Source organism: Lysobacter antibioticus HS124, from assembly GCF_000336385.2.
GTDB classification, from domain to species: Bacteria; Pseudomonadota; Gammaproteobacteria; order Xanthomonadales; family Xanthomonadaceae; genus Lysobacter; species Lysobacter firmicutimachus.
Map to the genome: position 1 here is coordinate 24,210 of NZ_HG424543.1, position 11,585 is coordinate 35,794.

13 protein-coding genes are annotated in these 11,585 nt (G+C 68.1%); 12 read left to right on the forward strand and 1 reads right to left on the reverse strand.

The genetic code is table 11. The annotated features are described in order from the left end of the window. Positions 1 to 73 precede the first annotated feature (73 nt). From TX83_RS17445 to TX83_RS17505, 12 genes are all read left to right on the forward strand, one after another. Positions 74 to 985, forward strand: a complete 912-nt coding sequence (locus tag TX83_RS17445) for an STM4015 family protein (RefSeq protein WP_064749251.1) — start codon at positions 74 to 76, stop codon at positions 983 to 985. A 25-nt stretch (positions 986 to 1,010) separates the two neighbouring features. Then, the gene (locus tag TX83_RS17450) at positions 1,011 to 2,111 is read left to right on the forward strand and encodes an STM4014 family protein (RefSeq protein WP_064749263.1); all 1,101 of its coding nucleotides are present in this window, start codon (positions 1,011 to 1,013) and stop codon (positions 2,109 to 2,111) included. Between the two features lie 7 nt (positions 2,112 to 2,118). Continuing rightward, a complete protein-coding gene (locus tag TX83_RS17455; protein WP_064749252.1) occupies positions 2,119 to 2,979 on the forward strand; it encodes an STM4013/SEN3800 family hydrolase in 861 nt (286 codons plus the stop codon). Further along, positions 2,976 to 4,334 (forward strand): STM4012 family radical SAM protein, encoded by a 1,359-nt coding sequence (locus TX83_RS17460; protein WP_064749253.1) that lies wholly within the window; start codon positions 2,976 to 2,978, stop codon positions 4,332 to 4,334. The genes TX83_RS17455 and TX83_RS17460 overlap by 4 nt, the downstream gene beginning before the upstream one ends. A 10-nt stretch (positions 4,335 to 4,344) precedes the next feature. Then, entirely contained in the window at positions 4,345 to 5,277 is a 933-nt protein-coding gene (locus TX83_RS17465) for an STM4011 family radical SAM protein (RefSeq protein WP_186442636.1), read from the forward strand. Positions 5,278 to 5,344: 67 nt separating this feature from the next. After that, positions 5,345 to 6,052: a hypothetical protein gene (locus tag TX83_RS17470; protein WP_064749254.1), complete on the forward strand. Its 708-nt coding sequence runs from the start codon at positions 5,345 to 5,347 to the stop codon at positions 6,050 to 6,052. A 419-nt stretch (positions 6,053 to 6,471) separates the two neighbouring features. Beyond that, on the forward strand, positions 6,472 to 6,813 hold the full coding sequence (locus TX83_RS17480) for an ArsR/SmtB family transcription factor (RefSeq protein WP_064749256.1): 342 nt from the start codon (positions 6,472 to 6,474) through the stop codon (positions 6,811 to 6,813). Beyond that, the gene (locus TX83_RS17485) at positions 6,810 to 7,304 is read left to right on the forward strand and encodes an ArsI/CadI family heavy metal resistance metalloenzyme (protein WP_064749257.1); all 495 of its coding nucleotides are present in this window, start codon (positions 6,810 to 6,812) and stop codon (positions 7,302 to 7,304) included. The genes TX83_RS17480 and TX83_RS17485 overlap by 4 nt, the downstream gene beginning before the upstream one ends. 10 nt (positions 7,305 to 7,314) lie before the next feature. Beyond that, positions 7,315 to 7,755: an arsenic resistance N-acetyltransferase ArsN2 gene (arsN2, locus tag TX83_RS17490; RefSeq protein ID WP_064749258.1), complete on the forward strand. Its 441-nt coding sequence runs from the start codon at positions 7,315 to 7,317 to the stop codon at positions 7,753 to 7,755. Continuing rightward, on the forward strand, positions 7,752 to 8,135 hold the full coding sequence (locus TX83_RS17495) for an arsenate reductase ArsC (RefSeq protein WP_064749259.1): 384 nt from the start codon (positions 7,752 to 7,754) through the stop codon (positions 8,133 to 8,135). Before arsN2 ends, TX83_RS17495 begins: the two co-directional genes overlap by 4 nt. Further along, entirely contained in the window at positions 8,132 to 8,857 is a 726-nt protein-coding gene (locus tag TX83_RS17500) for an aquaporin (RefSeq protein WP_064749260.1), read from the forward strand. The genes TX83_RS17495 and TX83_RS17500 overlap by 4 nt, the downstream gene beginning before the upstream one ends. Positions 8,858 to 9,381: 524 nt before the next feature. Further along, complete coding sequence (locus tag TX83_RS17505; protein WP_064749261.1) at positions 9,382 to 10,242, forward strand: DUF2971 domain-containing protein; 861 nt, start codon at positions 9,382 to 9,384, stop codon at positions 10,240 to 10,242. Positions 10,243 to 10,540: 298 nt separating this feature from the next. Here the strand turns inward: TX83_RS17505 and TX83_RS22910 are convergent, their stop codons facing one another. After that, positions 10,541 to 11,077: a hypothetical protein gene (locus TX83_RS22910; protein ID WP_141233553.1), complete on the reverse strand. Its 537-nt coding sequence runs from the start codon at positions 11,075 to 11,077 to the stop codon at positions 10,541 to 10,543. Positions 11,078 to 11,585 lie beyond the last annotated feature (508 nt).

Sequence of the window (11,585 nt, forward strand, 5' to 3'; positions counted from 1 at the left end):
CCGATGCGCCGCACCGTGACGGCGGTCGGCGCGCGCGGGTATGCTTGATCCACTTTCGGCAAGGAGGCCTACCGTGGCCATCGGCGAGTATTCGCAGTTCTATCGCGGCAAGCGCATCGTCAATTTCAGCAAGGGCGGCCAGGCCGAGGGCGGCGACGTCGTCTATCGCCTGCACCAGGATTACGACAGCCAGGAGAGCCAGGGCGAGCTGTTCGCCGAATTGCTGGCGCAGGTGCCGCCGGCCTCGATCGAGGCGCTGGTGATCGGCCCCTGGAGCGAGGCCCACGACGAAGGCCCGACCGGCTACCTGGACGCGCTGATCGAGCGCCGCGCCGAGTTCGCCGCGCTCAAGGGCCTGTTCGTCGGCGACATGACCTACGAGGACTGCGAGATCTCCTGGATCATCCAGGGCGCCTACAACCCGCTGCTGGCCGCCTACCCGCAGTTGGAATCGCTGCGCATCCGCGGCTCCAGCAACCTGGAACTGCAGGCCTTCGACCACGCCCAGCTGCAGGAACTGGCGATCGAATGCGGCGGCCTGCCGTCGAAGATCGTCGACGCCCTGGCCGGCTCCAGCTTGCCGGCGCTGCGCCACCTGGAACTGTGGCTGGGCAGCGACGAATACGGCTTCGACGGCAGCCTGGACACCTACCAGCGCCTGTTGGCCAAGCTGCAACCGGGCCAGCTGCGCTACCTGGGCCTGCGCAACGCCAGCATCGCCGACGAACTGGCGGTGTGGCTGGCGCAGCAGCCGTGGCTGGCCACGCTGCAGACCCTGGACCTGTCGCTGGGCACGATCGGCGACGTCGGCGCGCAGGCGCTGTGCGAAAGCCCGCACCTGGGCTCGATCGAACGCATCGACCTGAGCCATCACTACATCTCGCCGGAGTGGCAGGCCAAGCTGGCCGCCTTGCCGTGCACGGTAGTGCTGGAAGAGCAGGCGGAAGAGTACGAGGGCGAGCGTTACGTCGCGGTCGCCGAGTAAGCCCGTGCCGGCGCGTCCCTGGCTGCTGTTCGGTCCGCGCGACAGCCGGCGGGTGCGGGGCCTGCTGCAGGCCCTGCAGGCGCAGGGCCTGGACGCGGCGCTGGTCGACTACGCCGACCTGTTGCTGCGGCCCGAACTCGCCTGCGAAGCGCTGGCCGCGCATCCGCAGGCCTTGGTCAAACTCGAATCGCCGGGCGAAGACCCGGCGCTGCACGCGGCGCTGATCGAGCGCGGCTGGCGCCGCCTCGGTGGGCACGGCGATGCGCCGGCGCCGCTGCGATACGGCGAACTGGCGCACCAGCAGCACTGGTACGCCGGCTTCGCCGACCTGCTCGCCGGCCTGCCGGACGCGCCGCGCTATCTCAACCCGCCCGCCGACATCGCCGCGATGAGCGACAAGCTCGCCTGCCAGCAACGCCTGATCGCCGCCGGCGTCGATGCGCCGCCGTTGCTCGGCGCGATCGAAGGCTACCAAGACTTGCGCCGGCGCCTGCGGGACACCGGCTGCGACCGGGTCTTCGTCAAGGCCCGCTACGGTTCCTCCGGCGCCGGCGTGCTCGCCTACCGCCGCCATCGCGACGGGCGCGAGGTCGCCTACGGCTCGGTCGAAGCGGTCGACGAAGACGGCCGCCTGCGCCTGTACAACTCGCTGCGCCCGCGCCGCTACGCCGACGGCCTGTTGATCGCACGCTTGATCGACGCCCTGGCCGCGCAAGGCGCCTATGCCGAGCGCTGGATCGCCAAGCCGCGCGCGCCCGACGACGCCGGCGCGCACTACGACCTGCGCGTGCTCGCGCTGGACGGCCGCGCGCGCCAGCGCGTGGCCCGGGTCAGCCGCAGCCCCCTGACCAACCTGCACCTGGGCAACCGCCGCGGCGCGGTCGAAGACTGGCTCGACGCCGCGCAGACCCAGGCCCTGCAAACCGCGGTCGAACGCGCCGCGGCGGCGTTCCCGCGCAGCCGCTCGATCGGCTTCGACCTGATCCTGCGCGAACGCCGCAGTTGGGTGCTGGAAGCCAACGCCTTCGGCGACCTGTTGCCGCAACTGCGCTGGCAGGGCCGCGACGCCTACCAGGACCAGGCCGCGCTGACGCCGGCCGCGCACGCGCCGCGGGCCGCGGCCTGATCCGACCATGACCGAATCCAGCGACGCTTCCGCCTCCGACCCGGCCGGCTTCGACCGGGACGCACCCGACATGCGCGCCATCGTCGGCCGTCGCGATCTGTTGCTGATCACCCTCGACACCCTGCGCTACGACGCCGCCCAGCAGTGCTACGAACGCGGCGAGCTGCCGGTGCTCGGGCCGCTGCTGCCGCCCGGCGGCTGGGAGCGCCGGCACACGCCCGGCAGCTTCACCTATGCCGCGCACGCGGCGTTCTTCGCCGGCTTTCTGCCCACACCGGCGCGGCCGGGTCCGCATCCGCGCCTGTTCGCGCTGGAGTTCGAAGGCAGCGAAACCACCGACGCGTGCACCTGCGTGCTGCGCGGCCGCGCCGACATCGTCTCCGGCCTGCGCGACCTGGGCTACCACGCCCTCTGCCTGGGTGGGGTCGGTTTCTTCAACCAGCGCAATCCGCTCGGCTCGCAGTTTCCCGGTCTGTTCGACGAAAGCCACTGGAACCCAGGCTTCGGCGTGACCGCGCCGGACTCCACCGAACGCCAGGTCGCGCTGGCCTGCGAACGCCTGCGCAGCGCGGAACTACGCGCGCGGCGTTGCTTCACCTTCATCAACGTCTCCGCCCTGCACCAGCCCAACCGCCACTACCTGCCCGGCGCGCAGCGCGACGGCTACGACAGCCACTGCGCCGCGCTGCGCTACGTCGACTCGGCGCTGGCGCCGCTGTTCGCCGTCCTGCGCGAACGCGGCGGCGCCTTCGCCATCGTCTGCTCCGACCACGGCACCGCTTACGGCGAAGACGGCTACCACGGCCACCGCCTCGCCCACGACACGGTGATGACCGTGCCCTACGCGCACTTCCTGCTCGATCCATGACCGCCCCGACCCTCGCCGACCTGTTGCAGCTGCCGCCGTACCAGGCGTACTCCTACTCGTACCCGCACAAAACCGCCTACCGGCCGCTGCAACCGGCGCTGCCTCTGCGCGGACTGTGGGCCGGCGAGCGCCGCGAGGCGCTGTTCCTGTACCTGCATGTGCCGTTCTGCTCCTACCGCTGCGGCTTCTGCAACCTGTTCGCGCTGGCGCGGCCGGCGCCGGCCCAGGTCGAGGCCTATCTGCAGCAGATGGAACGGCAATTGCGCGCCACCGCGGCGGCCCTGGGCGAGCATCGCTTCGTGCGCTTCGCCCTCGGCGGCGGGACCCCCAGCTATCTCGACGCCGGCCAGCTCGGCCGGGTGTTCGAGATGGTGACGCGTCACGCCAACATCGACCTGCGCGCGATCCCGGCCGGGATCGAGGTCTCGCCGGAAACCGTCGACGCGGAGAAACTGCGCCTGTGCCGCGACGCCGGCATCGACCGGGTCAGCATGGGCATCCAGAGCTTCAGCGAGGCCGAAGTGCGCGCGCTGGTGCGGCCGCAACAGCGCGAGGTGGTCGAACGCGCGATCGCCTGCATCCGCGAGCAAGGCCTGCCGACGCTCAACCTGGACCTGATCTACGGCATCGCCGGCCAGAGCGAGGCCAGCTTCGTCGCCTCGATCGACAGCGCGCTGGCGCATGCGCCGGAGGAGATCTACCTCTACCCGCTGTACGTGCGGCCGCTAACCGGGCTGGGCCGGATCGAAGGCAAGCGCGGCAAGCCGGGGTTCGCCGTGCAGGCCGAACCGCTGGACCCGCGCCTGGCCCTGTACCAGGCCGGCCGCGCGCGCCTGCTCGCCGCCGGCTACACCCAGGTGTCGATGCGCATGTTCCGCGCCCCGCATGCGCCGGACACCGCCGCGCCGGTGTACTGCTGCCAGAGCGACGGCATGGTCGGGATCGGCTGCGGCGCGCGCTCCTACACCGGCGCCTTGCATTACTCCAGCGAATACGGGGTCGCCCGGCGCAGCGTGGCCGAGATCCTCGACCACTATCTCGCCCGCGACGAAGCCTCGTTCGCCTACGCCGACTACGGCATCGCCCTGGACGAGGACGAACGCCGGCGCCGGCACGCGATCCAGTCGCTGCTGGTGCGACCGGGCCTGGACCGCGCCGACTATCGCGACCGCTTCGGTGCCGATTGCCTGCAGCAGCTGCCGCAATTGGCCGAACTGTTCGAACTCGGCCTGGCCGAGCAACACGGCGAGCTGATCGCGCTGACCGACACCGGCATGGCCCGCGCCGACACCATCGGCCCCTGGCTGGTGTCGGCCGCGGTCGCCGAACGCATGCGCGACTACCGGCTGGATTGAGCGCATCGCGATGAACCTCGACGACCACGCCCGCCTCGTCGCCGACGGCCGCTTTCCGGCGCCGGCGGACGCGGCCGTGCCGGGCCACCTGTCGGTGCTGTACCGCGGGCGCCTGAGCAGCTGCAATTACGACTGCGGCTACTGCCCCTTCGCCAAGGCCTACGACAGCCGCGGCGCGCTGCGTCGCGATGCCGAAGACCTGCGGCGTTTCGTCGACTGGGCCGCGCAGCAGCGACGGCCGCTGTCGATCCTGTTCACGCCCTGGGGCGAGGGCCTGGTCCGTCGCCATTACCGCGACGCGCTGACGACGCTGAGCCATTTGCCGCAACTGCGCCGGGTCGCGATCCAGACCAACCTGTGCGTGGGCATGCGCTGGCTGGACGCGGTCGACACCGCGCGGCTGGCGCTGTGGTGCACCTACCACCCCAGCCAGGTCGCGCGCAGCGCGTTTCTCGCCCGCTGCCGAGAACTCGACCGCCGCGGCGTGCGCCACAGCGTCGGCATGGTCGCGCGGCGCGAAGACCTGGACGAAATCGAAGCGCTGCGCGCGCAATTGCCGGCGCGCACGCCGATGTGGCTCAACGCCTTCGACCCGCGCCCGCCGGATTACTACGACGCCGCCCAGGTCGAACGCTTGCAGCGCATCGATCCGCACTTCCGCTACAACCTTGAGCCCGCGCCCAGCCTCGGCGCGCCCTGCCTGACCGGCGAGCGCGTGATCTCGGTCGACGGCGACGGCAACGTGCGCCGCTGCCATTTCGTCGCCGAGCCGCTGGGCAATCTCTACGACGGCAGCTACGCCGCGCAGTTGCGTCCGCGCGCCTGTCCGAACGCGCGGTGCGACTGCTACATCGGCTACGCCCACCGCCCGGACTTGCCGTTTCTGCGCGATTACGCCGGCGGCGTGCTCGAACGCGTGCCGGCGGCGCCGGCCGACGCCTGAGCTGCGCTACTCTGGTCACCGCCCGGCGTTCACGCCGCGCGCCCCCCTTCCGACAAGGATGCCCACGATGCTCCGCAGGACCCGCGCCCCGCTGTTCGCTTTCGCCCTCGCCGCCTTCGCCGCCCCCGCTCTCGCCGCCCCCGCCGCGCTCACGCCCGAGCAGGTCGCCGAGTTGTACCTGCGCGTCGCCCTGGCCCACGACGCCGAGGCCGGCAAGCGCCTCAACGACTACCTCAAGCCGGCCTTCGACGGCAAAGACGCATTCGACCTGGCCGCGCTGGCCGCGGCGCCGAAGACCCTGGACGAGTCCTACGCCACCTTCGCCGATTCGGTCCTCAGCTCGCTGCCCAAGGCCGACCCCGCCCAGGCCAAGCCGGCGATCATCGCCGCCATGAAGAGCCAGGCCAACGCGGTCGCCAACGCCCAGTGCAAGGGCGTGTCGAATCAGCAGCGCCCGAACGATGTCCGGCCGGGGCAGACCATCGCCACGGTGACTTACCGCTGCCAGGTGCCGGCGCTGAAGGGCGGTCTGGAACAGCTGATGGCCGACAAGGGCGACCCGTCGAGCATGAGCACCCAAGCCCTGCTCGAAGGCTTCGCCACCTACCGCAAGGCGCTGGAGCAGCCGGCCGCGCGGCGCACGGTCGAAGGCCGCATCGATCTGTACGGCGGCGACGGCCAGCCGTGGATGACCGGCAGTTTCGCCGAGGCCATCGACGTGGTCACCGACGGCATGCTCAATCCGCCGGCGGCGGCGCCCGCGAGCGCCGATTAACGGTCGAGCGACAGCACCGGCGTGCGCGGCCTGCCTGCAGGCTGCGCACGCTGCGGTCGCCGGCGCGTCTTCGCCTACCTTTCCCCGGCCCGATCCCGAGGCGACGCGGGCCGAACGAGTACGCGATGCGCAGGCGCGGTAGCAGCGCGGCGCCGCCGAATTCGCCCGCTTGCCGGCGCTGCCGCGCGGACGTTACGCAGTCACGGTCGTGCACGACGGCGTGCCGCTGCGCGCGCTGACGCGGGCCGAGACGCCGGCCTCGTTGGAACACGCCCAGAGCGGCTGCGGCCGGACTCTGCCGCGGGCCTGTCCGGCGGACAGGCCGCCGCTGCCGGCCCATCGCGACCCGACCTGAGCCATCGATCGGATTTTCCACTGGCCGCCTTGACACAATTCTATAATTCCGGAATATTGGAATTATGGACACCCAAGCCGCCTTGAGCGCCCTCGGCGCACTCAGCCACGAATCCCGCCTCGCCGCCTTCCGGCACCTGGTCCAGGCCGGTCCGGAGGGCCTGTCGGTCGGCGAACTGCGCGAACGCCTCGGCCTGCCGCCGGCCACTCTCAGCGCCCACCTCAACGTGCTGCGCGCCGCCGCCCTGGTCGAGGACCAGCGCGAGGGCCGGGTGATCCGGGTGCGCGCCCACTACGCGCAGATGAACGCCCTGCTCGCCTACCTCACCGAAAACTGCTGCGCCGGGTCCGCCGCCTGCGGCCCGGCCCAGCCCTGCCCGCCGCGCCCCACCGGAGCCACGTCATGAACCGCTTCCATGTGCACCTGAACGTCGCCGACCTGCCCGCCAGCCTGCGCTTCTACACCGAGTTGTTCGCCGCCGAGCCGAGCGTGCTCAAGCCCGACTACGCCAAGTGGATGCTCGAAGACCCGCGGATCAACTTCGCCATTTCCGCCACCGGCCGCACGCCCGGCATCGATCACCTCGGCCTGCAGGTCGACAGCGCCGAGGAGCTGGCCGCGCTCGGCCCGCGCCTGGACGCCGCCGGCGGCAGCGTGGTGCCGGAAGGCGCCGCGGTGTGTTGCTACGCGCGCTCCGACAAGCTGTGGACCGAAGATCCGCAGGGCACGCGCTGGGAGAGCTTCCACACCTTCGGCGACGCCACCAGCTACCACGGCGCCGGCGCGGCCTGCGCCAGCGACGGCGCCGGCTGCACTCCGGACCCGGCGGCGATGAAGCCGGCGCCGGCCCAGGCCGCCGGCGCGAGCTGCTGCGCGCCGCGCTCGGGCTGCTGCTGAGCGCGCGCCGATGCGATTGCGCCCCTGCACCCCGGACGAGCGCGCGCAAGTGCGCGCGCTGCTGATCGAATCGAAACTGCCGGTCGCCGACCTGGACACCGCGGCCATCGACTTCATCGTCGCGGTCGACGCCCAGCGTGTGATCGGCGCCATCGGCCTGGAAGCCTACGCGCAGGACGGCCTGCTGCGCTCGCTGGCGGTACGCGAGGACTACCGTGGCAGCGGCGTCGGCGACGCCCTGGTCCAGGCGCTGGAAGCGCAGGCGCGCGAACGCGGCCTGCGCCAATTGCTGCTGTTGACCGAAACCGCGCAGCCGTTCTTCGCCCGCCGCGGTTACGCGCTGGTCGAACGCCGGCTCGCCCCGCCGGCGCTGCGCGACAGCGCCGAATTCCGCTCGCTGTGCCCGGCCTCGGCGGCGTGCATGCAAAAACACCTGGGAGATCGCCCGTGAAGCGCGTGTTGTTCGTCTGCATCGAAAACTCCAACCGCAGCCAGATGGCCGAGGCCTTCGCCCGCATCCACGGCGGCGGCGCGGTCGAAGCCTTCAGCGCCGGTTCGGCACCGTCGGGCCGGATCAACCCCAAGGCGGTGCGGTTCATGGCCGAACTCGGCTACGACCTGAGCGCGCACGCGTCCAAATCGCTGGACGATGTCGATGGCGAATTCGACGCGGTCGTCACCATGGGCTGCGGCGACGACTGCCCGTGGATTCCGGCCAAGCGGCGCGAGGACTGGGGACTGCCCGATCCCAAGCACCTCGACGACGACGGCTACCGCGCCGTGCGCGACGAGATCTCCGCGCGCGTGCAAGCCTTGCTGGCCAGCCTGTGAATCCGTTCGCGCGCAAACTGCTGGCCGAATTCCTCGGCACCGCCGCCCTGCTCGCGACCGTGGTCGGCTCGGGGATCATGGGCGTGCGCCTGGCGGCCGGGAACGACGCCGTCGCCCTGCTCGCCAACGCCGCCGCGACCGCGGCCGCGCTGTACGCGCTGATCGCCGTGCTCGGCCCGATCTCCGGCGCGCACTTCAACCCGATGGTGACCGCGGCCATGCGCCTGCAACGGCGCATCGGCACGCGCGAAGCGCTGGCCTACGTCGCCGTGCAACTCGTCGCCGCGATCGCCGGCGTACTGCTGGCGCACGCGATGTTCGAGCTGCCGCTGTGGCAGCCCGGCACCCAGGCGCGCAGCGGCGCCGCGCAATGGCTCAGCGAAGCGGTCGCCAGCGCCGGCCTGGTGCTGACCATCCTGCTCGGCCTGCGCCATCGTCCCACCGCGGTGCCGGCGCTGGTCGCGGCCTACGTCTTCGCCGGCTACTGGTTCACCGCCAGCACCTGCTTCGCCAATCCCGCGGTGACCCTGGCGCGCGCACTGACCCAAAGCTTTGCCGGCATCCGCCCGCAGGACGTGGCCGGATTCGTCGCCGCGCAGTGCGTCGGCCTGGGTGCGGGGTTGGTATTGGCGCGTGCGCTGTTGCCGGCGCAGTCCGCCGCAGAAACTCCGGCGCCGGCCGAAGCGCGCCTCGACGACGAAGCCGCGCCCCGATCGCAGTAACAAAGTAAATCGCGAGGACCCGGATCGCTTCGGGCAAGGGCTCGAGGCGAACCGATTACCGAGCCGCCTCGCCCGAATCCACGTTTCGAATCTCTAATCCCGCATCCCGAACGCAAAAACGAATCGGGGCCCGGTTTCCCGGGCCCCGATTCGTTTGCTTTTGGCGTCCCCACAGGGATCCCTCGTTAAGTCCCGAATAGAACTTCTTTACAAATCAATCTTTTACGTCGTTCCTGGTAGGAAGGGACGCCCGAAGCGCGTCCGACGCAACCTAAGAACTGGGTAATGGACATGATCCGGCCGGTCGAGTTCGCGGTGCAGTTCGCCTAACCCTAACTGCCTAATTTTCCAGTTTTGATTGGCACTACCTAAGAGAAGAGGTCAGAACCAGGACTCTACGAAGTAACCCGTGGCCCTAAGACCAGGGGCAAGTCACTGGGCTTCAAGCAGCCTAGCGCCGTTCCGATTAAGCAAGACGGTGTGCGATCTTGGATGAGGCCAACGTCAATAGGAGAGATTGAGGCATGGGCCGAGAGTACGAAGCCGAGTTCAACGAGTGGCTGCACGAAACTTTCAAGCTGCGCGGGATCGCCGAGAATCCTCCCAATCGGCTCTACAAGTTCATGTCCAGCGAATCCAAGTATTTTCCGCTGGCCTTGCACGAGCTCTTACTGCATAACCGTTTGCGCCTGACGAGCCGCAGGGACTTCAACGACCCCTTCGACACTCAGTTTGGAGTGAACGGCACCAGCGATCCCCGGCAGATCGCCGAGTTCGTGAATGGGATCGTCTCGAGAGCGCCACCGGGTCTAATCCCGACCGCTGACGACGTGGCGCGAATGAGTGACCCCGCGCTTTTCAAGGACCGCATGCCGGGTCACCTTTCCTCGGCCTTGGATGACGTCGGCATCTTCTCGATGTCAGACAGTGTCGCCCATCCCTTAATGTGGGCCCACTACGCCAACTCACACAAGGGCATTGCGTTGATCTTTCGGCTTGGAGCGAGCGATGACTCGATCGGCGCCGCCTTCCCGATTCGCTATCAAGATGAGTATCCCCGCAGCGCGCTTAAAGCCAGCGGTTTTCAGATGCATCTGATCTTTACTAAGGGAAAGGCCTGGGAGTACGAGCGAGAGTGGCGAATCGCCGAGGCAAAGCGAGCGAACCAATGGATCGAGATTCCAAGTGCAAGCCTACTGGGGGTCGTACTAGGCGCCCGTGCCTCGGACGAAACGTGGCATTTGATAGGCGAGTTGGCTCAGCGACGTTTCGATGTTGGCATGCCACCGCTGCTGGCATACAGAGCTGAGATAGGCGAAAGCTTCGAGCTCGGGTTCACACAATTCGTCGGCAATGACGAATGGCGGCCGGTGGCGCTGAAATGAGCTTTTGCTGCGCGCTCGGGACATCAGCGCAGTCGCGCAGCGATTGTCATCTGTTCTCGTGCTCTCGTCCCGACAGCCCACAGGGAGTCGCTTGGATCTGATGTTGAGTAATGGGGTCCGGGTGCTCGGCTCGAACTCGCTGACATAGATTGCGGTCGGCAGCCCAGAGGTCAAAGCGCGCATCTGCAGAGAGAAGTGGAGCAAACCGAGCCAGGAAAGCCTTCAAATCGGCAAATGGCGAATCACTGGATTCAAAGACGCGAGGATGGGAGTGCCCCCTGGAACCGAAAGCAAACGATTAGCCCGTAGGCGCGGACTTATTTGCCCCCGCGGCTGCGAACACCACGATATTGGCTAGCTTAGCCACTAGGTCAGTTAGCTCGGCGATCTCTTCCTGGGGGTGGTTGTTTTCGATCGCACGTCGCTTTGCCACCATGGCATGGGCCAAATACTCCCCAGCCGGCTCTGCAGCATTCTTGAATGGCGGCGGACTGTCAGGTCTCCTGCTCTTGGCCTGGGCGAGACGACCTTTCAGGACATAGACAAGAAACAGAGTTGCTTCCTCAAACAGCGCCCGAGGGTCATCTCGATCGGCGAGAGGCGTCTTGAATTCGTGGAGCTTTTCCAGCTCTAGGATCTCGGGCACGTAGCGAGGCGGAACAAGTTCCGTTGGAGGCGAAAGCTCTCGGCATCTATCAGCGACCCTCGCACTGTTGAAGCTCAGATCTTGAACTAGATGAGCGAACTCATTCCGTATTTTCGCCACTAGCGCCAACCGCTTCCTTTCGGATTCGTCGATCAATCCTAGGAGAAAGGCCATCTTGACGCGGCTCATGAAGGAGCCAAGTTCCTGATTCGGAGCGAATGGATCTAGGCGAGCGGGCCGATCGGGAACCAGGGCTGCTTCGAGAAGCTCTCGCAGGGTGTCATCGAGAACCGCAGCCGCAACAATCGCTGCAGCTCGGTCACTCGCACCTGCAAATTCTGCATCGAGGACTTCAAGGGGAGTCATAGGGCAGCTACTAACGTTGCTGCACTTGGGCCGCAGGCCCACTCTGCTGCTGACATATCGCCCCCTCCTTGTCGTTGGAGGCTAGTTCTGGCGATCAGGGAGTCGGATGTCAAGAATTTCTCGGCGCGAATCCAACGACTCGCTACTCGCACTTGCATCGAACACGAACAGCAAAGCCAAACGACAGATCGCACAAAGATCGGGAGAGGGACCGATCCGAAAAACCCCGAATTAAAAAGCAAAAACCCCTGACGAATCAGGGGTTTAGGCTTCAATCTGGCGTCCCCACGGGGATTCGAACCCCGGTCGCTACCGTGAAAGGGTAATGTCC